The organism is Rhodococcus sp. ARC_M12, assembly GCF_022810385.1.
GTDB classification, from domain to species: domain Bacteria; phylum Actinomycetota; class Actinomycetes; order Mycobacteriales; family Mycobacteriaceae; genus Rhodococcoides; species Rhodococcoides navarretei.
Genome location: NZ_JALGQI010000010.1, coordinates 28,622 through 53,210 on the forward strand (window position 1 = coordinate 28,622; position 24,589 = coordinate 53,210).

General features: G+C 63.1%; 30 protein-coding genes. 17 read left to right on the plus strand and 13 right to left on the minus strand.

Features of this window, described 5'->3' with window-relative positions:
• The first annotated feature begins 4 nt into the window (after nt 1–4).
• Nucleotides 5–814: an alpha/beta fold hydrolase gene (locus tag MTX35_RS14115; RefSeq protein WP_243595585.1), complete on the plus strand. Its 810-nt coding sequence runs from the start codon at nt 5–7 to the stop codon at nt 812–814.
• Nucleotides 815–816: 2 nt separating this feature from the next.
• Here MTX35_RS14115 and MTX35_RS14120 read toward each other — a convergent pair whose 3' ends face one another.
• Nucleotides 817–1,251: a MarR family winged helix-turn-helix transcriptional regulator gene (locus tag MTX35_RS14120; protein ID WP_243595586.1), complete on the minus strand. Its 435-nt coding sequence runs from the start codon at nt 1,249–1,251 to the stop codon at nt 817–819.
• 65 nt (nt 1,252–1,316) lie between these two features.
• Here MTX35_RS14120 and MTX35_RS14125 point away from each other — a divergent pair, with 65 nt between their 5' ends.
• The 3 genes from MTX35_RS14125 to MTX35_RS14135 all read left to right on the plus strand — a co-directional run bounded on the left by MTX35_RS14125 (nt 1,317) and on the right by MTX35_RS14135 (nt 2,711).
• Nucleotides 1,317–1,688: a VOC family protein gene (locus MTX35_RS14125; protein ID WP_243595587.1), complete on the plus strand. Its 372-nt coding sequence runs from the start codon at nt 1,317–1,319 to the stop codon at nt 1,686–1,688.
• Nucleotides 1,689–1,902: 214 nt separating this feature from the next.
• Complete coding sequence (locus MTX35_RS14130) at nt 1,903–2,490, plus strand: helix-turn-helix domain-containing protein (RefSeq protein WP_243595588.1); 588 nt, start codon at nt 1,903–1,905, stop codon at nt 2,488–2,490.
• A gap of 8 nt (nt 2,491–2,498) precedes the next feature.
• Entirely contained in the window at nt 2,499–2,711 is a 213-nt protein-coding gene (locus tag MTX35_RS14135; protein ID WP_243595589.1) for a hypothetical protein, read from the plus strand.
• Nucleotides 2,712–2,723: 12 nt separating this feature from the next.
• Here MTX35_RS14135 and MTX35_RS14140 read toward each other — a convergent pair whose 3' ends face one another.
• From MTX35_RS14140 to MTX35_RS14155, 4 genes are all read right to left on the minus strand, one after another.
• Nucleotides 2,724–3,665, minus strand: coding sequence for a DUF808 domain-containing protein (locus tag MTX35_RS14140; protein ID WP_243595590.1), 942 nt, complete (start codon nt 3,663–3,665; stop codon nt 2,724–2,726).
• A gap of 112 nt (nt 3,666–3,777) precedes the next feature.
• Complete coding sequence (locus MTX35_RS14145) at nt 3,778–4,941, minus strand: NADH:flavin oxidoreductase/NADH oxidase (RefSeq protein WP_243595591.1); 1,164 nt, start codon at nt 4,939–4,941, stop codon at nt 3,778–3,780.
• A gap of 227 nt (nt 4,942–5,168) precedes the next feature.
• Entirely contained in the window at nt 5,169–6,389 is a 1,221-nt protein-coding gene (locus MTX35_RS14150; protein ID WP_243595592.1) for a pyridoxal phosphate-dependent aminotransferase, read from the minus strand.
• A complete protein-coding gene (locus MTX35_RS14155) occupies nt 6,386–7,327 on the minus strand; it encodes a DMT family transporter (RefSeq protein WP_243595593.1) in 942 nt (313 codons plus the stop codon). Before MTX35_RS14155 ends, MTX35_RS14150 begins: the two co-directional genes overlap by 4 nt.
• Between MTX35_RS14155 and MTX35_RS14160 the strand changes: the two genes are divergently transcribed.
• On the plus strand, nt 7,326–8,720 hold the full coding sequence (locus MTX35_RS14160; protein WP_243595594.1) for a PLP-dependent aminotransferase family protein: 1,395 nt from the start codon (nt 7,326–7,328) through the stop codon (nt 8,718–8,720). The genes MTX35_RS14155 and MTX35_RS14160 overlap by 2 nt on opposite strands.
• Here MTX35_RS14160 and MTX35_RS14165 read toward each other — a convergent pair.
• Complete coding sequence (locus tag MTX35_RS14165) at nt 8,713–8,988, minus strand: PLD nuclease N-terminal domain-containing protein (RefSeq protein ID WP_243595595.1); 276 nt, start codon at nt 8,986–8,988, stop codon at nt 8,713–8,715. The two genes, MTX35_RS14160 and MTX35_RS14165, sit on opposite strands and share 8 nt — an antisense overlap.
• 54 nt (nt 8,989–9,042) lie before the next feature.
• Between MTX35_RS14165 and MTX35_RS26030 the strand changes: the two genes are divergently transcribed.
• Together MTX35_RS26030 and MTX35_RS14175 are read left to right on the plus strand one after the other, a co-directional pair.
• Nucleotides 9,043–9,843: a hypothetical protein gene (locus MTX35_RS26030; RefSeq protein ID WP_308198131.1), complete on the plus strand. Its 801-nt coding sequence runs from the start codon at nt 9,043–9,045 to the stop codon at nt 9,841–9,843.
• 40 nt (nt 9,844–9,883) lie between these two features.
• Nucleotides 9,884–10,507 (plus strand): hypothetical protein, encoded by a 624-nt coding sequence (locus MTX35_RS14175; protein WP_243595596.1) that lies wholly within the window; start codon nt 9,884–9,886, stop codon nt 10,505–10,507.
• Here the strand turns inward: MTX35_RS14175 and MTX35_RS14180 are convergent.
• Nucleotides 10,491–11,015 carry an HD domain-containing protein gene (locus tag MTX35_RS14180; RefSeq protein ID WP_243595597.1) on the minus strand — a complete coding sequence of 175 codons (525 nt, stop codon included), beginning with the start codon at nt 11,013–11,015 and terminating at the stop codon, nt 10,491–10,493. The two genes, MTX35_RS14175 and MTX35_RS14180, sit on opposite strands and share 17 nt — an antisense overlap.
• Before the next feature lie 187 nt (nt 11,016–11,202).
• Nucleotides 11,203–11,823, minus strand: coding sequence for a TetR/AcrR family transcriptional regulator (locus MTX35_RS14185; protein ID WP_243595598.1), 621 nt, complete (start codon nt 11,821–11,823; stop codon nt 11,203–11,205).
• A gap of 56 nt (nt 11,824–11,879) precedes the next feature.
• On the opposite strand from MTX35_RS14185, the gene MTX35_RS14190 reads away from it, so the two are divergent.
• Both MTX35_RS14190 and MTX35_RS14195 read left to right on the plus strand, forming a co-directional pair.
• Nucleotides 11,880–12,314, plus strand: coding sequence for a PaaI family thioesterase (locus MTX35_RS14190; RefSeq protein WP_243595599.1), 435 nt, complete (start codon nt 11,880–11,882; stop codon nt 12,312–12,314).
• Nucleotides 12,315–12,354: 40 nt separating this feature from the next.
• Nucleotides 12,355–12,813, plus strand: a complete 459-nt coding sequence (locus tag MTX35_RS14195) for a DUF6194 family protein (protein WP_243595600.1) — start codon at nt 12,355–12,357, stop codon at nt 12,811–12,813.
• Here MTX35_RS14195 and MTX35_RS14200 read toward each other — a convergent pair whose 3' ends face one another.
• On the minus strand, nt 12,814–13,713 hold the full coding sequence (locus MTX35_RS14200) for a transketolase family protein (protein ID WP_243595601.1): 900 nt from the start codon (nt 13,711–13,713) through the stop codon (nt 12,814–12,816).
• A complete protein-coding gene (locus tag MTX35_RS14205) occupies nt 13,713–14,387 on the minus strand; it encodes a thiamine pyrophosphate-dependent enzyme (protein ID WP_243595602.1) in 675 nt (224 codons plus the stop codon). Before MTX35_RS14205 ends, MTX35_RS14200 begins: the two co-directional genes overlap by 1 nt.
• 310 nt (nt 14,388–14,697) lie before the next feature.
• Here MTX35_RS14205 and MTX35_RS14210 point away from each other — a divergent pair, with 310 nt between their 5' ends.
• From MTX35_RS14210 to MTX35_RS14245, 8 genes are all read left to right on the plus strand, one after another.
• Nucleotides 14,698–15,069, plus strand: coding sequence for a VOC family protein (locus MTX35_RS14210; protein ID WP_243595603.1), 372 nt, complete (start codon nt 14,698–14,700; stop codon nt 15,067–15,069).
• Between the two features lie 21 nt (nt 15,070–15,090).
• The gene (locus tag MTX35_RS14215) at nt 15,091–15,411 is read left to right on the plus strand and encodes a hypothetical protein (RefSeq protein ID WP_243595604.1); all 321 of its coding nucleotides are present in this window, start codon (nt 15,091–15,093) and stop codon (nt 15,409–15,411) included.
• A 1-nt stretch (nt 15,412) separates the two neighbouring features.
• On the plus strand, nt 15,413–15,922 hold the full coding sequence (locus MTX35_RS14220) for a putative immunity protein (protein ID WP_374230299.1): 510 nt from the start codon (nt 15,413–15,415) through the stop codon (nt 15,920–15,922).
• Between the two features lie 39 nt (nt 15,923–15,961).
• Complete coding sequence (locus MTX35_RS14225; RefSeq protein WP_243595606.1) at nt 15,962–16,297, plus strand: hypothetical protein; 336 nt, start codon at nt 15,962–15,964, stop codon at nt 16,295–16,297.
• Between the two features lie 14 nt (nt 16,298–16,311).
• A complete protein-coding gene (locus MTX35_RS14230) occupies nt 16,312–16,785 on the plus strand; it encodes an N-acetyltransferase (RefSeq protein ID WP_243595607.1) in 474 nt (157 codons plus the stop codon).
• Between the two features lie 23 nt (nt 16,786–16,808).
• On the plus strand, nt 16,809–17,564 hold the full coding sequence (locus MTX35_RS14235; RefSeq protein WP_243595608.1) for a class I SAM-dependent methyltransferase: 756 nt from the start codon (nt 16,809–16,811) through the stop codon (nt 17,562–17,564).
• Between the two features lie 90 nt (nt 17,565–17,654).
• Nucleotides 17,655–17,939, plus strand: a complete 285-nt coding sequence (locus tag MTX35_RS14240) for a DUF1490 family protein (protein WP_243595609.1) — start codon at nt 17,655–17,657, stop codon at nt 17,937–17,939.
• A 19-nt stretch (nt 17,940–17,958) separates the two neighbouring features.
• Nucleotides 17,959–20,139, plus strand: coding sequence for a cation-translocating P-type ATPase (locus MTX35_RS14245; RefSeq protein WP_243595610.1), 2,181 nt, complete (start codon nt 17,959–17,961; stop codon nt 20,137–20,139).
• A 10-nt stretch (nt 20,140–20,149) separates the two neighbouring features.
• On the opposite strand, the gene MTX35_RS14250 is transcribed toward MTX35_RS14245, so the two are convergent.
• The 3 genes from MTX35_RS14250 to dnaB all read right to left on the minus strand — a co-directional run bounded on the left by MTX35_RS14250 (nt 20,150) and on the right by dnaB (nt 24,215).
• Entirely contained in the window at nt 20,150–20,407 is a 258-nt protein-coding gene (locus MTX35_RS14250; RefSeq protein WP_094611446.1) for a DUF3297 family protein, read from the minus strand.
• Nucleotides 20,408–20,720: 313 nt separating this feature from the next.
• Nucleotides 20,721–21,443 (minus strand): DUF3800 domain-containing protein, encoded by a 723-nt coding sequence (locus MTX35_RS14255; protein ID WP_308198134.1) that lies wholly within the window; start codon nt 21,441–21,443, stop codon nt 20,721–20,723.
• A 129-nt stretch (nt 21,444–21,572) separates the two neighbouring features.
• Nucleotides 21,573–24,215: a replicative DNA helicase gene (gene dnaB, locus MTX35_RS14260; protein ID WP_243595612.1), complete on the minus strand. Its 2,643-nt coding sequence runs from the start codon at nt 24,213–24,215 to the stop codon at nt 21,573–21,575.
• Nucleotides 24,216–24,589: the final 374 nt, after the last annotated feature.

Here is a 24,589-nt window from a genome sequence, read left to right on the forward strand (position 1 = left end):
GACCATGCCGACCGTCATCACCGACGATGCCGTCACCCTGAACTATCTCGACGAGGGCACCGGCCCGGCCGTTGTTCTGATCGCCGGATTCTGCGCGCCCGCGACCACCTGGGTGCTACAGCAGAAGGCGTTGGTGGCGAACGGATATCGGGTGTTGGCGCTCGATCGACGAGGGCACGGCGCCTCGGAGGCACCGACACACGGCGCGTCCATGGAGCGGCACGGGCGTGATGTGGCCAATTTCCTCGCGGCCGTGGGAGTCACGGACGTCGTCCTGATCGGCGGGTCGATGGGGGCGAGCACCGTGTGGTCGTACATCTCGCAGTTCGGCACCGAGCACGTGCGAGCAATCGTGTCGGTCGATCAGACACCGAAGATGGTGAACAGCGACGATTGGCGCAACGGCTTCTATGGCCTCACCGAGGACAACCGAACCGCGTTCTTCGACAACGGAATACCAGATACCGGCCACGGCCGACCCCAGTGGAAATCGATACCGTCGCTGTTGAAGCTGATACTCGCACTGAAGGCAATGCCGAAGATGGCATCACCCGACACCCCACCGATGAAGGCTCTGCTCGCCGATCATGCTGCGCAGGATTGGCGCTCGACCATCGCGGGCATCGACAAGCCGTACCTCATGATGGCCGGACGCGACAGCCAGTTCTGGCCTGCTGCACATGCTTCCGAGTCCGTCGACAACAATCCCCACGGTCGGTCGGTAGTGCTGGACAAGTGCGGTCACGCCGCGAACATGGACCGACCGAACGAGTTCAACACGGCGATGCTGGAGTTCCTCGACTCGATCGAGTGACATCACGAGGGTCGGTTCCCGTCCAACGCCTCAGCGCAGGCAACAAGGTTGCGATGCAACACTTCTCGCTCCTGCGCGGACAGTGATGCGATCATGTCACGTTCGACGTCGGCGACGGCGGCCGACGCTTGCCGCAGTCGTTCGATTCCCCGCTTCGTCACGTGCAGGCGTTGATCGCGGCCGGTGCCCTCGATCTCCACCAGGCCGTCTCGCGTGAGCCCGGCCAACAGCTGATGGGTGGCCTGCCTGCTGACGAACACCGCGCGAGCGAGCTCTGCATTGGACAATCCCGGCTTGTGCGCGAGGAGTTCGAGGCTGGAGTACTGCGAGACGGTGATATCGAGATCGCGTAGACAATCGTCCATCGCCGAACGCAGGGCGGATGTGGCTCGCTTGAGGGCGTAGCCGATCGAGGTGTCGAGGTCCACTTGACTCATGTCAATATCTTGACATACGTTGAACTCGTCAAGAACTTGACGAACCACCGAAAGGAACCAACCACATGACCACCGCTACCGTCTCCGGACCGAGCTTCCTCTCCTTGCAAGTACGCGACCTCGCCGTCAGTGCAGACTTCTACGAATCGCGCCTGGGTCTCGTCCGCGCACCGCAGGCACCCCCGGGCGCGGTGGTGTTCACGACCTCGCCGATACCGTTCGCGGTCCGAAACCCCGCTGCCGAAACCGATCTCGACAGCGGACAGCCGGGACTCGGGATTGCGCTGTGGCTCGAATGCGACGACGCCGAGGCGCTGCACGAGACACTGGTCGCCGCTGACGTCACCATCCTCACGGCACCCTTCGACGGACCGTTCGGGAAGACCTTCGTCCTGTCCGACCCGGACGGATATGCCGTGACCGTGCACAGCGGCTAGTACCGTCGACCCATGTCGAACCGCCTGATCGACCGCCTGATCGAGGCAGCCAACGCGCCTCGACGAGCTGCGAAGCCGCCCGGTCCGATCCTGCTCGCCTTCACCAGTCGTGGTTGGATTCGGAGCTCTTCTGATCGTGTTCCTGCAGGAGCGGGCCCCGGCGTAATTCCGAAAGAACTATTGCGAAAGTTTTCTTTCGGGTTATGGTTGGTGCATGAGCCCACCCCCACCGCCCCGGACGCCACGCAAGCTGACGGACATGTCAGAACTCAAGGCGCTGACGCACCCGATTCGGCTGCGCTTGCTCTACGCATTGCGGGCCAACAAGTCGATGACAGCGACCCAGCTCGGCGATCTGGTGGACGAGTCGCCCGCGTCGGTGAGCTATCACCTGCGCAAACTTGCCGAACACGGGTTCGTCAAGGAGGTCGAGAACGGATCGGACAAGCGTCAACGCTGGTGGTCGGAGGCCAACGAGGAAGGGTTCAGCTGGTCCGAGAACGACTTCTCCGATTCGCCGGAGTCGTTGTCGGTTGCCAAGGCGTCCAAGGACTCCTGGTTGGCGCACCAGTGGTCTCGGCTACGCGATTTCGATCGGACATCTGAATCCTGGGGGCCGGAGTGGGTATCGGCTGCCTTCAGCACCGACAACGTCCTGCGACTGACAGCGAGCGAAACCGCCGAGATGGACGTGGAATTACGTGCCGTCGTGGACAGGTGGCGTCGACACGGGGAAACCGCGACCTCGGAGGAGCGCGAACACGTCATGGTTCTGATGCACGGATTCCCCACGACACCATAGGAGTTGGCATGTATCCGTTCGATCCGCACACATACCTCTTCATCACCGAGCACGATCGCGAGCAGCGACTACTTCGGTCCGAGCGCCACAGACTCTCTGCTGCGCAGAAACGCCTGCGGCGCGATGAACTCCGCGTGCAACGAGCGTGGGACGAGTTGACGGCATCGCTCGCCGACGTTTCTGCATCGGAGCGACGAGTTCTCGAGCTTGCTGACAGGTGATGAACGCTGCCACTACTTTGCGGCAGCCCGCTTGGCGAGCGCCTTCGAGATCCCCAGCTGCGCAACCACGATGATGCAACCGACGATCGCGCCGATGACCGCCGACGCGAGGGTGTTGACGATCCACGCCAGCACTCCGCCGATGCCGGCCACTCCGCGGACTGCGTCTTCGCCGTGGTGCACGAGTTCGTAGATGGGGTGGAATCCGAGCTCGTCGATGCCGACGAGCAGGATGTGTCCACCGACCCAGAGCATCGCTGCGGTACCAACGACCGACAGCACCGACATGACCTTGGGCATGCCTTTGACCAGGCCTCGGCCGAACTTCTCGACGAACCCGGTGGAGCCGTCGGCCAGCTTCAGACCGATGTCGTCCATCTTGACGATCAGCGCGACGACTCCGTACACGACGATCGTGATGACCACGGCGACGACCGCGAGGATGATCAGTCGGCTCCAGAAGCCCTCTGCAGCAATGGTGTCCAGCGCGATGACCATGATCTCGGCGGACAGAATCAGATCGGTGCGTACCGCTCCGGAGACAACGGTGTCCTCGTCGCGCGGCTCGTCCTCGGCGGCGGCGTGATGGTCGCCGTGACCGAACAGTGCGCCCCAGATCTTGTGCGCGGCCTCGTAGCTGAGGTAGCAACCGCCGAGCATCAGAATAGGGGTCAACAGCCACGGCACGAACTGACTGAGCAGCAGCGCGATCGGCAGGATGATCAGCAGCTTGTTGCGTAGTGAACCCACGGCGATGCGCTTGATGATCGGCAATTCACGTTCGGCCGCAAGACCGCGAACGTACTGCGGCGTCACTGCTGCGTCGTCGATCACGACACCGGCCGCCTTCGCCGTCGCCTTACCGGTCGCTGCACCGACATCATCGATGGATGCAGCTGCCAGACGAGCCAGCGCTGCCACGTCGTCGAGCAGGGCTACGAGTCCGCCGGCCATCACAAACCTCCGCTTCGATACGAGAACACCGCTGGGCTCCTCATGATGCGAGCCCTTGGAACCCTACCGTCCGCAGGTGGTCTGTGATCGCCGTCCGGCCCCCTCCTGGTTACTACGCGATCTTGCGCTCCTGCTCGACCTCGACGACCTTCGCCGGCGGCAATCCGATGCTCGGGTCGTGTCCTCGGAAATTCTTCAGCCACCAGCTCCAGTCCTCGGGCACCAGCGAGAACGGGTCACCATGGCCGAGCTCGCGTGCAGCCCACACCGGCCAGTGCGGGTTGGCCAACGCCGGACGACCGAGCAACACCACGTCGATCTTGCCGTCGCGGATCACGGTGTCCGCATTTTCCGGAACTCCCAGATTCCAGCTGCAGGTCACCGGGATATCCAGCTCACGCTTGACCCGTGCGGCCCGCTCGACCATGAACCCCATGTCGCCGAACGGCGGGTCCACCATGTCGTCGGTATTGAAGCCCAGGCTGACGTCGGCCATGTCCAGGCCGTGTTCCTTCATCCATCCGATGGCGATCATGGATTCGTCGAACTGAACCCCGTCCGGGTGGTGGTCGTCCGAGCCCAATCGCATGGTGAGCGGGAACTTCTCGGGCCACACCTCGCGCACCGCGTCGAGTGCCTCGAGATGGAACCGTGCCCGGTTCTCCAAGCTTCCGCCGTACTGGTCGGTGCGCTGGTTCGCCAGTGGGGAGAAGAAGCTGGCCCCGAGGTAGCCGTGCGCGTAGTGCATTTCGAGCCATTCGTACCCCGCCTCCGCAGCTCGGACGGCTGCGTCGGCGTAGCTCTGGTGGATGGCCTTGATCTCGGGCACGGTGAGTTCGTGGACGGGAAACGAGTGGTCGCCGCCGTAGGGAATCGCCGACGGCGCAACACATTCCCAACCGTCGGGATGGTCTGCCGGAAGCTGGTGTCCGCCCTGCCACGGCGGCACTTCGCTGCCCTTGCGTCCGGTGTGACCCAACTGAATCGCCGGCACCGAACCCATCTGCTTGATCATCGACGCCACGCGAGCGTGACCCTCGATCTGATCGTCGTCGTAGATTCCGGCGCACCCGGGAGTGGTGCGTCCGTCGGGCGTGATCGCCACCTGCTCCGGGAACACCATCCCGAAACCGCCGGCTGCGCGCGCACCGAGATACATGAGATGAAAGTCGTTCATCTTTCCGTCGACGGCGCGATACATCGTCATCGGCGACATGGCGATTCGATTTCGAAGCGTCACCCCTTTGAGGGTGAACGGGCTGAAGAGATCCGGCATGACGGTGGTCCTTTCCTGAGTGATACCACCTCACCACCTGGCACGTTTCGATCTACTACATCGATGCTGCACGTCGGTGACAGTTTTCTCACCGTCCCACTCACCTGAGTGTGAGGGCCAGTGTGTAATTTCCTGTACGCACAGTGCTGCTGTTGATCGGCCTCCCTCTCACCGCCGCCTTCGACTGCTCGATCGAGGAACTGTTCGAGCCGGATCAGAGCTGATCGTTACTGCCTGTACGAGCTCATGAAATTACCCAGACGCTCGAGCGCCGTTCCGAGATCGTCCACGTTGGGCAAGGTCACGAGCCGGAAGTGATCGGGCACATCCCAATTGAACGCACGGCCGTGGCTGACGAGGATCTTCTCGGATTCGAGGAGGTCGAGGACGAACTTCTCGTCGTCGACGATCCCGAAACGTTCGGTATCGAGTTTCGGGAACATGTAGAGCGCACCCGCCGCCTGCACGCAGCTGATTCCGTCGATCGAGTTGAGCATGCGATGCGCCAGGTCGCGCTGCGCGGTCAGCCTGCCCGCCGGGAGCAGCAGATCCTCGATCGACTGCCTACCGCCGAGCGCGGTCTGTATCGCGTGCTGCGCCGGCACATTCGCGCACATGCGCATGTTGGACAGCAGCGTGATGCCCTCGATGAAACTTGCCGCACGTCGACGAGGGCCGGTGATCGCCAACCATCCAGCCCGAAAACCACAGACCCGGTATGCCTTCGACAGGCCCGAGTACGTCAGGCACAGAACATCTTTGCCCGTCAGAGTCGCGAGATTGATCATCTCCGCACCGTCGTAGACGATCTTCTCGTAGATCTCGTCGGCGAGCAGAATCAGATCGTGCTTGCGTGCCAGGTCGACGAATCGCTGCAGTGCAGCGCGTGGGTACACCGCGCCGGTCGGGTTGTTCGGGTTGATCACCACGATTGCACGGGTGCGGGGCGTGATCTTGGCTTCGAGGTCCTCGAAGTCCGGGGCCCAGTCCTGGCTTTCGTCGGCCAGATAATGGACGGGTATGCCTCCGGCCAGGGCCACCGAACCCGTCCACAACGGATAGTCGGGGGAGGGAATGAGGATCTCGTCCTCCGGGTTGCACAGAGCCTGCATCGTCATCGTGATCAATTCCGATACCCCGTTGCCGAGATAGACGTCGCCGACATCGAGATCCGTCAAGCCTTTGGTCTGGTAGTACTGGACCACCGCGGTGCGGGCGGAGAAAAGGCCTCGGGAATCCGAATACCCCTGTGCCGTAGGAAGGTTGCGGATCATGGCCATCATGATCTCGTCCGGTGCCTCGAAACCGAACGGGGCGGGGTTGCCGACGTTGAGTCGCAGGATTGCGTGACCCTGCTCCTCGAGTTCTTCGGTTTTGTCCAGAATGCGGCCACGAATGTCGTAGCGCACGTTCTCGAGCTTGCGCGCCTGATCGATCGATTTCGTCATCTCGAAAACTCCTCCTGCCGAACGGTCGGCGACATCCGGGTCCGGACCGCCACTGTTGCACACACGATGACCGCCGCTCCACCCACGAGCACCGGCCACGTCAAGCCCTCGCGCAGGATGATCGCGGCCCAGCAGATGGTCAGCACAGGTTGGATCAACTGGACCTGGCTGACGCCGGCCATCGGGCCGATCGCCAGTCCCCGATACCAGGCGAAGAACCCGAGATACATGCTCACCACCGCCAGGTAGCCGAAGGCAGCCCACTCGGATGCCCCTGCTGTCGACGGTTGCTGCCACCACGCGAGCGCGGCCATCGCACCGGTGACCGGCACGGACACCACCAGGGCCCAGGACACCGTCTGCCACGCACCGAGTTCTCGCGCCAACAGCCCACCCTCGGCGTATCCCACCGCTGCGGCGACCACGGCTCCGAGCAGCAACAGATCCGACCACTGCAATCCCGTCACCTGTCCGCCTTGCAGGGCAGCGAATCCGATTGCGACGGCAGCCCCCACGCCTGCAACCAACCAGAACATCGGCCGGACCGGTTGCCGTTCGCGGACGACAGCGACGACGGCGGTGGCCGCCGGGAGCAATGCGATGACGACGGCGCTGTGTCCCGCCGATGCGGTGGTGAGGGCGTACGAGGTGAGCACCGGAAAACCGATGACGACACCGGCTGCGATCACCGCCAGTCGAATCCATTGCCGCCCTCGGGGAAGCCGTTGCGCCGTCGCGGCCAGCGCAACCGCAGCCAATGCCGCCGCGACCACAGCGCGTCCGGAGCCGACGAAGAGCGGGGACAGGCCCCCGGTGACGGCGACGCGGGTCAGCGGCACCGTGAACGAGAACGCCGTGACGCCGGCGAGGCCCCAGAGCAGACCGGCGCGGGATAGCAGACCCGTTCCAGTTCGAGTAGCGCTACTATGCTGTGTCATGTCCGACGATAGCAGCTCCCGGATCGTGTCTGCACTGAGAAGTTGGATTGCGACTGCGCCTCCGGAAGCCCGGCTGCCGTCCACCCGCGCCCTGGTGGCCGAGCATTCGGCGAGCCCGGTCACGGTGCAGAAAGCCCTGCGCACCCTCATCTCGCAGGGCGTCATCGAAAGCCGTCCTGGCGTCGGCACATTCGTCAGAACGGTGCGCACGGCCCGCCCCAACGATTACGGGTGGCAGACCGCAGCCCTGGGGGCACCGGACAACCGTCTGCAGTTGCCTGCCGCCCTGCAGTCGACATCGAGCGATGTGATCGCGTTGCATTCGGGCTACCCGGCCCGGGAGTTGTTGCCGGAAAGGCTTGTTCACGCCGCCTTCACCCGCGCCGCCCGCACCGACTCGGTGATCGCCCGACCACCCACCGCCGGTCTGCCGGAACTGCGGGCCTGGTTCGCCGCCGAGTTGGGGGCGTCGACCCCGTTGGGTATCACGCCACCGTCGGCCAATGATGTGGTCATCATCCCCGGCAGCCAGACCGGACTCAGCACTGCCTTTCGAGCGCTGGTCGGTGCCGGCAGGCCGTTGCTCATGGAGTCGCCGACGTATTGGGGTGCGATCCTTGCCGCTACGCAGGCCGGCGTCCGCGTCGTACCGATACCCAGCGGCGTCGACGGTCCGGACCCCGACGCGCTCGCTCGGGCATTCGCGCACACCGGTGCTCGGGCGTTCTATGCCCAACCGACATTCGCCAGCCCCACCGGAGCACAGTGGTCGCCCTCATTGTCCGAGCAGGTTCTCGACACTGTTCGACGCCACGGCGCGTTCCTGATCGAGGACGACTCGGCCCACGATTTCGGCATCACCTCGGAGCCGAATCCGCTGGCCGCACGAGACGACGCCGGGCATGTCGTCTACCTTCGCTCCCTCACCAAGACGGTGTCACCGTCGGTTCGCCTGGCGGGCTTGATCGCTCGCGGACCGGCCCACGAACGCATCCTCGCCGATACGGGAGCCGAATCGATGTATGTCAGCGGGATTCTGCAAGCCGTCGCACTCGATGTGGTGACGCAGCCGGCCTGGCGTACCCACCTGCGGCGGTTGCGCGCGCAGTTGGCCTCGCGTCGAGACTTGTTGGCGAACAGCCTCATCGAGTTCGCTCCGCGTGGCCATCTCGACGCAGTGCCGCGTGGTGGGCTCAATCTCTGGATGCGCCTGCGCGACGACTCCGATCTGGAACGTATTGTGCAGGAGTGCAAGTCGGCGGGTGTGATCGTCGGGGCCGGAGACGACTACTTTCCCGCCGAACCCACCGGAAAGTACCTTCGCCTCAACTACGCCGGCCCCAACCCCGGTGAGTTCGCCGACGCGGCGCGCACGATCGGGTCGATCATCTGAGGCCGTTGGAGGCAGCGACGGCGAACGTCGACTTTCGACCCCACACGAACCAGACCAGCGGACCGAGGAACGGGAACGCGAGTACGACGAAGATCCACACTGCCCTGCCGGCGACGGTGTAGTTGGGCGAGCGGATGATGCTGACCAGCGCCGCAACGAACAGTACGACCGCGCCGAGCACCGCCACCAGAACGATGGTGCCCACACCCCAGCCCAGCACCTGCTCGGTGGTGGACGGTTGCTGAGACAGAAGTGTTGCGGCGTGCATGACGGTTCCTCCGATATCGCTGTGTCGTTGACCTGAACAACGTTACGAGTCAACATGCCTTGCCACATCGGTCTGCGTGAGTATCTCGTCGTACATCTCGAGATGTACGTGCAGTCGGGGTCAGGGCCGCACATCAGTCGACTGAACGACACAAACTTCTGGGGCACAGGGTATTTGACGCTGAAGGATCATCCGAACAAGGGATACTCGACGCACGATCGCTGTGTCACCATCGCTGAGACGGACAGCCCGTCGGTGACTTTCGGTGGAGGAATTGTGTCGAGCAAGAGTGGAATTCGCAAGAACCTGGTTCGTCGTTCGGTGGCAGTTGCCGTGGCAACCGCGGCATGTGCACTGGCCGTGCCCGCGACAGCCATGGCCCAACCCGAGATCGGACCGATCATCGACAGTGGCAGCGCCATCATCGACAGCGGGAGCGCGATTCTCGACGGCGGCAACATCATCGACAACGGTGCCCGCATTCTCGGCAGCGGAAGCGCAATCGCCGGAGGCATTCTCGGCATCGACACCGGCTCCGCGAACGGAGGCATCGCTACTCAACAGTGCAATGCCTCCACGCTATCGGGTGAAGAGGGCGTGACGGAGACCCTGCACGACCTGGGTCGAACCGGACCGACGTCGTTCGTTCTCAGTTACGACACCGTCGATGTTCCCGACCAGATCGAGGTGTTCTACCAGGGTGCCCCCATCCACAACACCGGGTACGTGGGTGGGAGCACCGGCGTCGGATCCGTGGTGGTCTCGGTACCTCCGGGAACCGCAACCGCTGTCCTGGTCCGCGTCACCGGTCCGTCGGGAACCGTCTGGACCTATACCGTCAGCTGCCCGAGCTGACGGACTGTTCCCGCCCGGCCCCACCAGCTACGTTGATCCCGTGCAGAAGGTCAAGAACGACTACGCCGCGTGGATCGAGCTGGGGCCGGGCGGTCTCCCCGCCAACATCGGCGGCTGGCTGATCACCACTGCCCTGAGGCCACTCGCCCGACGCGACACGATGAGAGTCGACGGCGCGGCGAGCCCCGGACTGCACTGGCAGATCGAACACCGACCCGGCCCCAGGCCGACAATCGCGCCGTACCCGATACCCCACCGGCAGCTCACCCACCATGCCACCGCCGCGCTGATCGACCGACTCACTGCCGCAGTGACCGCCGAGGCTCGATCGAACGGGCTGTTCCATCTGGCGCGCAGTCGATTCGAGCGCAGAGGCGACGCGCTGTACGTCTCGGACATCGGAGCTGCCGCGCCGTGGATCTCGCGAACGAAGGGTGAGGTTCTGCACGTGCACGAGAGCGAGGGCTCACTGCACGTGGTGATGCAGCCGGACGACGCCCAGTCCGTCATCTCCGCTGGATGGGGCGAGTTGCACCCATTGGCCGGACGCCCCGTCCTCGGACTACCCGAGACGTACGTGTTTCTGTACGCGCCGAGAGACGCCGACGATGCCGACAGAATCGAGCAGATCATCCGACGCGCGATAGCTACCGCGACGATCTGAATCGGCGCTGAAGTGGATTCGACTTCAGTGCGAGAGACATTCCCGATCGCCACAATGTCGCAGCAGTCGATTTCGGTCGCAATCGCGACTCGGCTTCGATCTTCGATGAGAAGTCGGCTACGAATCCATCTCGCACATAAACTGATTCGACCGTCGCGTAGCAGTGCGCTTCGAGTTCACGTATCCGACGGCCGCTGACATCGAGATACGCCGCGTCGTGGAGAAGGGCGGCCTCGGACAACGACGGCGTCGATACGTCCATGTGCTTGGCAATTGCCTCGTGGACGAGATGCCCGGTACGCCGGTCCCCGCCGTGTTCGACGACGAATGTACCGGCACGTTCCGCGCCGAGCAATGCGAAACATCCGACCGCCGGGTCCTGTTCGCTACCGAGCGCGATGTCGTGCAATAGGCACGCCAGATAGAGTGCCTCCGAATCTGGGCACAGGTCGTCCACCGCCGCGAACGCCGACGCGTACTGCCAGCACCGCAGACTATGCAATAACACGGGGGTACTCAAGCACTGACGCGCTTCGTCGAGTGCGTCGCGGCACAACCGTGAGTCCGGTGCATCCACAATCGACCACGGCGTGTTCGATGAACTCCGGCGGGGACCGAGCAACGTACCGGGCAACATCGACAGTTGTTGTCGCAGAGCATCTCCCACAGTTCGGACCCGGCCCCCGGCACTGAGTTCACCGGCTCTCATCGGACGCCCCATTCAGATGCCGAAGCATATCGGCCCGTGTGATGGCGAGCATGGCGTCGAGCATCGGTTGGTCGACGATGCGTCGTTGCCGCAGTGACACAGCGCCGTTCATCGCTGCCCAGGCGTTCAAGACCAGAGCGCGAGGGTCGACGTCGGACCCTGCGTCCGTCACTGCGTGCGTCACCGAATCGATGAGCCCACCGAGCGCCCTGTCGATCTTGGCCTTGGCCGCGCCGACCGTTTCGGACTCGGACTTGTCCACGTCGGTCAACCCCAGCAGTCGCAGCGCCAGCGGACTACCGCGATGGAATGCGGTGTATCGATCGAGGAACTCGGCGACCACACGGACAGGATCGACCGCGTCGACGGGTGAAGACATTTGTTCGACATGGGCCAGCGCCGTTCGCCACGCCAGTGCCGTGTAGACATCGACCTTGCCTGCGCCGAAGTTGGCGTAGATCGAACTCACTGCCACATCTGCTGTTGCAGCAAGCATCTCGATCGTCGTTCCGCGATAGCCGTGCTCCAGGAAGAGCGTTTGACCGGCGTCGAGCACAGCGTTGTGCGTTCGACGCTTCCGCTTGTCGGTGGGGGTTTCCAAGACCATGAACTTATCGTACTCTGATTCCGATGTCGGAATCCAATTACGATAGAAGGGTAGCGATGACAACCGACCAAGTACAGGCACCGGCCAGCGGAAGCGCGGCCATGGCCATGTTTCTTCCGCAATCACCGTTCGTGCAGCAATTGGGAATCGAGCTCATCGACATCGATGAGGGCACAGCTCGACTGAGGCTGCCGTACCGCGACGAGCTGTCCACCGTCGGCCAGATGCTGCACGGTGGCGTGATCGCCGGCTGCATCGATATCGGGATCATGACCGCCGCCTGGGCCGGATCCGCAGTCCCCGAGAAACTTCGGGGTGTCACGGTCTCCATGTCCATTCAGTTCATGGAGCCGGTGTATGCCGAGGGGATCGACATCGTCGGCACTCGGATGCACGCGGGCCGAAGCCTCAAGACGTGTCGAGTCGACATCGTCGGGACCAAATCCGGCCGCCTCGTCGCGACCGGAACCGGTACGTACAAAGTCGGCTGAACACTGCGACAGGAGCTTCCGGCCGTGTGACGATCGATGCATGACACTCGACGACATCGTGAATTTGGTCGGCAGCTTCGACGGCACCGTGGCGCAGCGTCCTCGAGAAGGTGATGGCACGCCAGACCTCGCGTGGGGTGATGTGTTCTTCTACTACTCACCCGACGGGACAATCCCGACCGCTCAGCCGTTTGCCACGATCGTGACCAAGAACTACCCGGGTGACGAGCTGTCCCAGCTGCACAGGCCGGACGCATTTCGCGTCAATGTCGTTGCAGCAAAACAGGAATTCGAGAAGTTCGTGGGGGTGGTGCCTCGCGACGCGGCACACGGACCCCAGGCCGATACCGACGACGTCATCGCTGCCCACCCTCAGTACGGCACTGCCGGCTGGTTGTCGGTGGTCAACCCGTCTTCGCGGACCGAGACGCATATTCGGGCACTGCTCGAATCCGCGTACGACGTTGCCAAGAGCAGATACGAGCGCCGCCAGAGCTGATCATCCGAAGAATTCGGTCATCGATCGAGACAGGCCTTCGACATCCAGCCCGTTGGCCCGATCGTGTTGGGCCACCGTGCCGTACTTTCGACGCTCTCCTGGTTCGACCCCGACTCCCGATACTCGATGACGCACATCGGCCAGGGCTCTGTTCACCTGCAGCACAGACGTTCCCGCGAGGTACGGCTCGACGATCATGACGTCGGGCGCGGTCAACGTCGCCCGCAGCGTGCGGCTGTCGAACGGCCTGATCGTCGACGCATGTAGCACCGTCACGTCGCGCCCTTCGGCTGCGGCCAGCACCCGGTCCGTCATCGGACCGACGGAGATCACCGTTCCGGAATTTCCCTGTTGCAGAATGGTGAACCTCCCATCGGAGTGCCCGTACGGGCGATGGTTGTTGATGCCGTCGAGCCTGATGTAGACGCGGTCGTCCGATGCCACCGAGCTGCGTAGCATCCAGTCGATGTCGTCGACATGCCCGGGCACGTGAACCGTCCACCCATCCAGAGTGTCGAGCAGTGCGACATCTCGCTGACCGAAGTGGGTCTCGCCGCCCTGCGGCCATCCGTAGGAACCGCCGGAGCTCACCAGAATCGCGCCGACACCCTGATGTCCCAGGTCGAGCTTCACCTGCTCGAAAGGGCGCTCGATCAGGAACGGCGGGAAAGTGTGCACGATCGGACGCATACCGGCCAGAGCCAGACCACCGGCGACACCGATCATCGCCTGCTCTCGAATCCCGACGTTGACCACCCGCGATCGAATATCGGCGGTCAGGTGCGGTTCGAGATAGCCGACTCCGATCTCCGCCAGCACCAACGCTGTTCGCTCGTCCTGCGCCAACAGGTGGGGGACCAGACGGTAGAAGTACTCACGTTGGTCCAGCGTTGCGCTCATCAGCCCTCCTTCTTTTCGACGTGAGCGACCACCACGTGCGGGCGGTCTGTGTGATCGGTGCGGAACGCCTGGCGGAGAGCACTGTGGTCTCGACCGTCGACGTCGGAGGTGTGCCAGCCTTCGACGGCGAAACGCGACGCAATGCCGCCCGGCCAACCCAGACCGGCAGAATCGTTGTCGATCACCACGGCCGTCAAATTGCCCAGATTCGATCGCGCAGCGAATTGAATGGCTTCCATATTGCTGCCTTCATCGAGCTCGGCGTCGCCGATCAATACGAAGACGCGGGCGCTGCTGTTCCGAATCTGCAGCGCCACAGCAGTTCCGGCGGCCAACGCCAGTCCATGTCCGAGCGATCCCGATCCGATGTCGACCCCGCGAACCAACGTTCGATCCGGGTGACTGCCCAGCGGAGAGTCGTAGCCGCCGAACGATGAAAGCTCTTCCGGCGACAGGAATTCCCGTGCCGCGAGCACTGCGTAGTACGCCATCGGCCCGTGCCCCTTGGACAGGTAGAACCGGTCTCGGTTCGGGTCATCAGGATTCGCTGGGTCGAGCCGCAGAATGTCGGAGTACAGCACCCACAGGACGTCCAGTGTCGAAGTGGCGCTGGTGCTGTGCTTTTCGTCGCCCGTCATCAGCGTCATGAGTCGCGGCAAGTCGTCGTACGTCATCTGCATGACCTCACCCTGCAACCTCGAGTGCACTCGAGGTCAAGAGCGCCGTATCCCTGCGGCAGCGCGCTCCTAACGGGGCGGTGCTGTAGCCGAGCACCGAGCACAATTCACGACGAACTGGCTCGACGTGCGAGGGCAACTGCGCGGTTCCATAAAAAGCGGTCGACACCACTGACGTGAGCGCCCACTCTGCCTGATGAGAAGCGTGATTCCGATTGTGGAGACGAATTGTGGACACTGAGGTCACCACGTACGACCAAGTCCACGATCCTGGTCCTTGCGCTGGGGGCCACCGTATTCTCATGACATGTCGCGCCCGCATCTAGACGTAGCAGGAATATCCATCGACTGCCGCGAGCCGGGTGAGCTCGCTCGCTTCTATCTCGTGCTTCTGGGCGGCACGCTGTTGTGGGAGAACCGATCGAGCTGTGGAATTCGCACGCAGACGGGCCTGAATATCGTTGCGCAGAAGATTGCGAACTACGCCCCGCCCGTTTGGCCGTCAGTGTCGATCGTGCACTTCGACATCGATGCGGGAGGCGACCTTGCCGCATCCGTCGCCTACGCAATCGAATGTGGCGCAACAGAAGCAACGGAGCAACCGGACCCGCGATGGCGAGTTCTCCTCGACCCCGCCGGCCATCCCTTCTGCATCACCACAGAGGTGTACGACGGTTGACGGGGGCAATAGCCTGAGGCAGTGCGCAATCTCGTCGTCCTTCTACTCCTGTTCGGATTCATCGTCGGGCTGGCTCCACTGGGCTGGTATCTGATCGGCGAAATGATGACGGACCCGATCGACGTCGTCTACTTCGGAAGCTACGAGCCCCTGGAGGGCGTATCGATGAGCAGCGAAGCAATGGAACGCTTCGACCGAGCATTCGATCGCCGGTCGCAAGGACCATCCACTCTGTGGTTGTACGTACTGCCCGCAGTGTCTGCAGCGACCGGCGCGCTGATTGGGGCAATACTGGGCAAGTTCGGATTCGTGCTTACACGTCACAGAACCCGAGTGGGTTGAATTGCCCGAGCCTGCGGAAGTAGCGCTGAGTCAAGACGACATTCAAAGCGTGGTCGGCTTCGCCGCTACCTGCGCCCGACGGGCATTGCCCTTTTTCGAGGCAGCGCATCCAGGTGACCTCCGTCCACGCTCGGCGATCGAGTGTGCCGAGGCGTTCGCAGACACCGGCCACCGCACAGCAGCACTTCGCCAACTTGCCTGGGCCGCACACAAAGCTGCCCGCGAGGCTCCGGCATCTGCGGCGACGGACGCCGCCTTGTCAGCAATGCACGCCGCCGGTGCAGCCTTTCTCCATCCGCTCTACAGCCCCCATCAGGTCAAACACATTCTCGGATCTGCCGTGCACCTGGTGCTCGCTCACCCCGAAGCTGTTGCGGAGCAAGTCGAATGGATCGATTTCCAGGCCGACACGACACTACGTTCGGTCTTGCGCCGGTATCCGTCTCCGGCCGCGGGGCGTACGAGGTTCGGCGTGCTCATGGTTCGACTCGATACCGAATTGCGTCGTTGACGCATTGTCTCGACCGAGCGTCGGTGACACCATGGGAACATGAACGACCGTCAACGCCGGTGGACTCGGTATCTGCTCGGTATTTGGCTGACCTTGCTCGTGTTCTCGACGATCGCCGACATCGTGACCGAACCATCGTTGTGGAACTGGACAAAGCTGGCAGTGTTGGCAATAGCCGCTCCGTGGCTCTGGCACCGACACGGCCGGGCTTGGCTGATGCCCGAAAAGATCGGACCCGAGGCTGTACCCGCCGAGGATGTCGACGCGGTGGTCGCAGAATCCGGCAGAACTGTCCACGCCATCAAAGCGCTGCGCGAGATGCATCCCGGTCTAGGTCTGCTCGATGCCAAGAATCTCGTTCAACCGGATCACTGACGGAGGAGAAAACGGTGACTTCAGTCAGCGGTACACGTGCCGTCCGGGAGCCTGCCGAATTCACCGAGGCCGCAACTCTGTTGATCGATTTCAATCGGGAGTACAACTACCCGGTGCCCGAGATAGACTGGCTTGCAGCACATCTCGACACGTTGGTGAAGTCCGGCGACACCAGCGTCCTGACATTCGGGACTCCCGCCATCGGTGTTGCCGTTCTGCGATTTCGGATCGGTACGCTGAGCGCAGACCCCGAGGCCTACCTCGCCGAGTTCTACGTCCAGCCTGAGCTACGCGGGAAGGGCTACGGCACAGCCTTCCTCGATGATGTCATCGAGCACGCGCGCGGCAGGGGTGCCACTTACATGGACCTCAACACCTCCGAGGACGACGAGGCGGCGCGACACGTGTACGAGAAGCGTGGCTTCGACTGCCACGAAGGCCGCGGCGAGGGTCCGAAGGCTCTCTACTACGAACTCGAACTGAACTGACGCAGGCGATGTAGCCTGACCATATGGTTAGCCGAGATAACAGTTCGACGTCGTTCGGGACCGTCGCCGACATATACGAATCTGCTCGCCCCGAATACCCGTCGGCCGCGGTCGAATGGCTGCTGGAACCCGCACGCGAGTCCGTCGCACGCCCTCTTGTCGCCGACGTCGGAGCCGGTACCGGCAAGCTCACCCGCATCATCGCGGCCGCCGGGTGCGACTCCGTAGCCGTCGACCCTGATCCCGCCATGCTCGACGCCCTGCGCGACGCGGTCCCCGGCGTTCCCACCCACGTCGGTACTGCCGAGTCCCTGCCGCTGGAGGACGGGAGCGTCGATGCCGTCCTGCTCGGGCAGGCCTGGCAATGGGTCGAGCCAGTGGCCGCGTCACGCGAGATCGGGCGGGTTCTCCGCCCGGGCGGCACCCTGGGACTGATTTGGAACATTCGTGACGAAACGGAGCCGTGGGTTCGGCGACTGAACTCGGTGGTCTCGCGTGGTGGAGCCCTGGCCATGTTCGACTACGGCCCACCGCCGATCGCAGAACCGTTCCGTCAGCTCGACGAGGAGCGGTGGACGTGGTCACGCACGGTGACTCGGTCCCAGCTGACCGACCTGGTCAAGTCGCGCAGCTTCTACATCACCGCGACCCCCGATGAAACCAACCGCATCGATCAGGATCTCACAGCGCTGTTCGACGAATTGGGCCTGACAGCATCGGCCACGGTCGAACTTCCCTACGTGACAAGAGCTTTCCGCACCACACGCCCGACCCGATGACGCTCGGCGACCCCGGGAGTCGCCACAGCCGAACAAAACGAATACGATTCCCAATAAGTGGGTACAGGTTCGACTTCGAGGAGCTACAACATGGCGTTTCCGATCATTGTCGCGAAGGCAGTATCGACGGTCGTGACAGGCGCAGTCGGCGTCGCCGCGTACAACGGTGCCAAGAAACTGTACGAGAAGGCTCCCGTCCGTAAGGCTGCGGTATCGGCAACCGAACTCGGCCTTCGCGCCGCACGGAAGGCCGAGATCCAGGCCGAATCAGCGCGTTTGGCAGTCTCCGATGTGGTCGCGGAGGCACGCGACCGGATCGGCGAAGAGGTGCCGCCACCGTCGGCCACCGAAGTCGGCCACGGCCACTCGCACTGACCGCGACAGCACGCCGACTATGACGACGCTCGTCGAACACTCCCTCGATGCGGCTCCCGATCGCGCGGATGGCATCGAGATCCTGTCCGATGCCGCCGGCCGCATGCGGCTTCGGGTCGACTGGCTGCGGTCGAGTCCGGGTCGCGCAGTCGCCGTCGAAGACCATGTGGACAAGATTCGCGGCGTGCGAGCCGTCCACGCGTACCCCCGCACCGCATCGGTTGTCGTCTGGTACTCCCGCTCGCGCATCGACCGGACCGAGCTGTTCGACGCGGTGAACGCGGGTCGTACGACCGACTGGGCATTGGTACCCGTCCGTAGCCCACGGTCCGCGGACGTCACCAGCGGCGACGTACTGCGCATGACCATCGGCGGGGCGGCCTTGGTTCTACTCGGATTCCGTCGCTACGCCTTCCGACGACCACCCATTCTCGGCCCCACCAGCCGTCTCGTTGCGACCGGCGCAACGATCTTCACCGGCTACCCGTTCCTCAAAGGAGCGGTGCGCTCACTGGCCGGCAACAGGACGGCGGGAACCGACGCGCTCGTCAGCGCCGCAACCGTGGCCAGCCTCGTACTGCGCGAGAACGTCGTCGCCCTCACCGTGCTGTGGCTCCTGAACATCGGCGAATACCTGCAGGAGCTGACGCTCAAGCGCACTCGTCGAGCAATCTCCGACCTCCTGACCGGCACACAGGACACCGCATGGATCCGACTTCCCGACGGTTCCGAGATCTCCGTCGACGTCGATCGACTGGAGATCGGCGACGACGTCGTCGTGCACGATCACGTCGGCGTGCCGGTTGACGGCATCGTCGTCGATGGTGATGCAGTGGTGGACCAGTCGGCGATCACAGGTGAGACGTTGCCGGTGTCGATCGTTGCAGGCGACCGGATCCACGCCGGATCCGTTGTGGTCCGAGGACGCATCGTCATCCGCGCGTCTGCGGTCGGCCGCGATACGACGATCGGCCGCATCATCTCCCGCGTCGAGGAGGCACAGGAAGATCGCGCTCCGATTCAGACTGTGGGAGAGAACTTCTCACGACGCTTCGTGCCCGCATCGTTCATCCTGTCGGCCCTCACCCTCATTGTCACCCGCGATGTCCGGCGAGCGATGACCATGCTGTTGGTCGCGTGCCCGTGTGCGGTGGGACTGTCTACTCCGACGGCCATCAGCGCTGCCATCGGAAACGGTGCTCGCCGAGGGATTCTCATCAAGGGCGGGTCACATCTGGAACAGGCAGGCAGGGTCGACGCCTTCGTGTTCGACAAGACCGGCACCCTCACCGTCGGACGCCCGGTCGTCACCAATGTCGTGTCTTTCCAGGATGACTGGGAGCCGGAGCAGGTGCTGGCGTATGCCGCCAGTTCCGAGATCCACTCTCGACACCCGTTGGCCGAGGCCGTGATTCGCAGCACCGAGGAACGCCACATCGTGATTCCTCCGCACGAGGAGTGCGAAGTGCTCGTCGGGCTCGGCATGCGCACGGTCGCAGATGGACGGACTCTGCTGCTCGGCAGTCCTTCGCTCTTGCGCAGCGAGAACGTCGCCGTGTCAGACCATGCAGCCGACTGGGTTTCGCGCCTTCAGCGTCAGGCCGAGACACCGTTGCTGCTCGCAGTCGACGGAGTCTTGGTCGGGTTGATCAGCCTGCGCGACGAGGTACGGGCGAATGCTCTGGAAGTGTTGAATGCGCTCCGCGCCGACGGTGTGGAACGCATCGTCATGCTCACCGGAGACCACCCCGAGACCGCAGCGGCCGTAGCCGCCGAACTGGGCATCGCCGAGTGGCGGGCCGAGGTGATGCCCGATGACAAACTCGAAGCCGTCCGCAAGCTCCAAGAAGAGGGGTACGTCGTCGCGATGGTCGGTGACGGCACCAACGACGCTCCCGCACTCGCCGTCGCAGATATCGGAATCGCAATGGGGTTGGCGGGCACCGATGTTGCCGTCGAAACGGCCGATGTAGCTCTCGCCAGCGACGACCTTTCACGGCTGCTCGACGTCCGTGATCTCGGTCGACATTCGGTGTCCGTCATCCGCCAGAACTACGGAATGTCCATTGCCGTGAATGCATTGGGCCTCGTGGTCAGCGCCGGTGGAGCACTGTCTCCAGTGCTCGCCGCGATTCTGCACAACGCGTCTTCGGTCGCGGTGGTCGGGAACAGCTCGCGACTGATCCGATACAGAATCTGATCGGTAGCCGCTACTTCGCGTCGCGGAAGTACGGTTCGACAGTGCCCTTGAGCTTGACGAGCATGGGATTGCCGTAGCGATCCTTCGCGGTCGGGACTTCGACGCGCACCCATCCCTCGGTCACGTTGTATTCGCGAACGCTCGTCTTCTCGACGCCGTTGAAGCGAATACCGACGTCCCGGCGAAGAACCTCTTCGTTGTAGAAGGGGCTCCGCGGATCGATCGCGAGGTGATTCGGTGGAACGTCTGTGTTCTGATCCTCTGGCATGGATTTCTTTCGTCGAATGCTGCGTCAGGTGCTCGGTTGATTCTCCGAGAGAATACGCGACCCAGCGCTGTCGGCCCTAGCCCCGCGCCATGTCCACGAATCTGGACAGGTGACGTTGACTCGAGAAAGTCGGGCGGTAAGCCTTGCACGTCGCCGACGTGGCAAGTTGAACTGCACCCCTGTGCCCGGTGCTCCTCCGTCTTCACTGCTTGACTATGTCGGCCCCGGCATGGTGTCCTGAACTTGCTAGCTGAGCCGGCCGCATGGCCGAGGTAGGTTAGCCGTCAAGGGGCCTCCGCGAGGAGGCCCCTCTTCATTTCGGCGGAAACAAGTAGATTCCGTCGCCTCGCTGCGAAACCTTGTTGACATGAATCGGCGCAAGTAGGTCCCACATCTCGTCATTGCAGATCTTCGCCGTTCGCCCGTTGCGGGGGAGAACTTTCACGGAAGCAGCGTAGGCAACAAGGTCCGCAAGCTGTATGAAGTAGGACTGCTGCGAATCTCTGGGTACAGAATCCTCGACAATGTGGCGCGCATTGACCCGGTCGCCTACTGCGGACCAAGTAATACGCCGAAACCGGCGAACCAGCTTTCGCACCTCGTCGTTCTGACCGATGTCGTGGACGATCACGATCGGAACGCCGCTCGCATCACTGCGCTTACGCAGTCGTTCCAATAGATACGTCCACGATCTATCGAAGACGTCGAGATCACGCTTCTGCACGAGGTCCTTGCGAATTGATATTGCGAAGACTCCGGATGACACGGTGACCAGGGATTTCAGATGTCGCTGGTACAGGTCGCGCATTTGCCCATCGCCCAGGCCGAGATCGCGGTAGACCTTCTTCACTCCGACAATATGGTTCGCCTTCGCTTCCTGTCTCATCGGAATTCGGTACAGATCGCGCACAGCCCGTCGCATGTCGATGATGTGGTCCAGCCTTGTCGTCCAATCATCGGCTGGAATCAAGACACATCCGAGTGTGAACGTCGCCGAACCGCCAGCGCCCATGCCGGTATCACCGGACTCGTCAATCTACGCGAACTCCAAGCGCGGCCCGACAACCTGATCCGGAAGTGGCGTCAAGGCAGTCGAATCGCGGTCGGACAAACCGCAACGACCGGAGTCCACGCATGAGCCCGCTCAGCCCACGGGAACATCGCCCTAGCCTCGCGCCATGTCCACGAATCTGGACAAGTGAAGCTGATGTGCCACAGTGATTGTCGCGGTCGGGCCGTTACGGTGCTTACCGAGAATCAGGTCGGCCTCACCGCCGCGGGGGTCGTCGCGCTCGATCGCGTCGGGGCGGTGCAGCAGAATCACCATGTCGGCGTCCTGCTCCAGGGAGCCGGACTCACGAAGGTCGGACACCATCGGCTTCTTGTCGGTTCTCTGCTCCGGGCCACGGTTGAGCTGGCAGACCGCGACCACCGGGCATTCGAGTTCCTTCGCCAACAGCTTGAGCTGACGGGAGAAGTCCGAGACCTCCTGCTGACGCGACTCGACCTTCTTGCCCGACGACATCAGCTGAAGGTAGTCCACCACAATGAGTTTCAGGCCGTTGCGCTGCTTGAGGCGTCGGGCCTTGGCTCGAATCTCCATCATCGTCAGGTTCGGGGAGTCGTCGACGAAGAGCGGTGCTTCGCTGATCTCACTCATGCGACGGGCCAGCTTGGTCCAGTCGTCGTCGGTCATCTTTCCGGAACGCATGTCGCCGAGCTTGATCTTCGCCTCAGCGGACAACAGTCGCATGACGATCTCGGTGCGACTCATCTCCAGGGAGAAGATGACACTGGGCATTCCGTGCTTGATGGAGCACGAACGCATGAAATCCATCGACAACGTCGAATTGTGGGTAGGAATCATCGACTCACTGGCGAGATACAGATGATCCGCGTTGTCGACCTCCACACAGCGAACCGGAACGGAGTCGACTCGGCGAACGTCGACGATGAACCGCGAACCCGACCGCACAGTGGATCCCGCAGCGCGACGTTCCTTGTGCAGTATCTGCTTGCGGTGCAGACCGAACACCACATCGTCCGTTGCGAACGTCAATGTGAATGCCGTCGACGACGCTTCGCTCCGACCTCGCACACTCCTGGTCGACATCTGCACGCGATAGCCCAAACTGACGATCAGCTCGCGCACTCCGAGAACGAGCCGCTCGTTGGTGACCGCGAACTGAACCGAGCCGCCCCCGGTGACTGTGCCGTCTGTGTCGAGCAGACCCGCCAACAACGCACGTCGTTGGGCCTCAGAACTACGGAGGTAGTCGAGCGGTACATGCTTGTCGCCCAGTACGCCGATCGTCCGCAGACGCGCCTGCACGGTCCCGATCGAGTTGCGACATGCTTGGCAGCGGTGCAGACCGGTCGTCACCTTTCCGCAGTCGATGCACGTCGGTGCCGCGACCGGAGCGGACATGAAACGCGCTTTGCCGCCGCACGATTGGCCGCAGGTACGGACACTGAGCGGAAACGGAACGAATTGCTTGCCGCAGACGACACAGTCCTTCGCCTCGACGACCTCGGTAGGAAGCTTGATCGAGTATCGGAGTGCGGCTTTCTCGGACGCCACCACGTGCAGGCCTTCGCCCTCTATCCGGGCAATGATCTCGGGGTCGGCGCTGGTGATCTGCGCGCAGGCCGACGTTCCGTCTCCCAGCCATGCGCCGAGGGTGTACGGCGGTACCAGTAGCTCACGCTCGGGCAGCTGAACGGCCTCGGCGTTGGTAACCGAGTGATTGATGCGCGCATCCTTCGTCGCGCAGCGCACCGTGTTCGCAATGTCCTCGGTGGTGCGCACTGCAGCGAACGTCTTCTGATTACGAGTCCGGTTGGAGTTGACCGCCGCAGCCTGCGCCGACTTGCGTGACGCCCTGGTCTCGGTCAACCACTGATGCTCAGCGTCGGCGACGATGACTGTGCCGTCGGAGAATTCGACTTCGTAGCACGGCCGATCGAGCATGATGTCCGTTGCCGCCACGACGCGGGTCGGCAGCCCGTGGGCGTCGATGAGGTGATCTCCCACAGCCACCTCGCCCATAGTGGTCCAGCCGTCGGGCGTTGGAAGCGGCGTGTCGAGAGCAAGCGCCTTACCAACGCCAGGCCTCGCCGCCACGATGATCATCTGACCCGGGTGCAGGCCGTTGGTGATTTCGTCGAGTTCGGCGAATCCTGTTGGTACACCGAGGGATATGCCGCCGCGGCTGGCGATGGAGTCGATTTCGTCCATCGTGGGCTGCAGCAGCTCCTCGAGGGGGAGGAAGTCCTCGGAGGTACGGCGTTCGGTGACCTCGTACACCTCGGCCTGCGCGCGGTCCACGACCTCGGCGACGTCCTGCCCGTCCGCTCCGGCGTAACCGAACTGCACGATGCGGGTGCCGGCCTGTACGAGCCGGCGCAGAATCGACTTCTCCGCGACGATCTCGGCGTAGTACCCGGCATTGGCTGCCGTCGGCGTCGTCTGGGTGAGGGTGATCAAGTACGGCGGGCCGCCGATGCGCTTGAGCTCCCCGCGGCGATCGAGCTCGGCCGACACGGTCACCGGGTCGGCAGGCTCACCGCGGCTGTAGAGGTCGAGAATCGCGTCGTACACGTTCTGGTGGGCCGGCCGGTAGAAATCGCCGGGACGAAGCACCTCGAGCACGTCGGCGATGGCGTCCTTGCTCAGCAGCATGCCGCCCAGTACCGACTGCTCCGCGGCCATGTCCTGTGGGGGCTGGCGACCGAAGTCCTCGCCGGGCCCCTCGCTGGACGAGGGGCCGGAGTAGTCGGACTGTCCTCGATCGTCCACAACTGCCACGCGAACCGGCCGTCCTCTCCCCATTGTCGTCGGCACCGCCAGGTGTCACCCGGCCGTGCGATGTAGCAAGTTCTACCCCCGGGCACCGACAAGCTTTTTCGGCACCGGATTCGCACTGTCCCGTCGCCGTTGCACGGCATCGAGAGAGACGCTGCACGGACGTTAAGCGCTATCGGCAGGAGTCACAACATGGCTTGGGGATGAACATGTGGATGGAATGTGGATGGTGTTGAACAACCGTGTTGACCGTCTGGGGATAACCTGGGTATAACTTTTCGAGTTTTGGCCTTTTCTGCAGGTCACAGCGTGTACATAAAGTTTTCTTCCTGTGCATCGATTCTGGAGCGGCGTGTCGGCCGAATTGACAGCTCGGG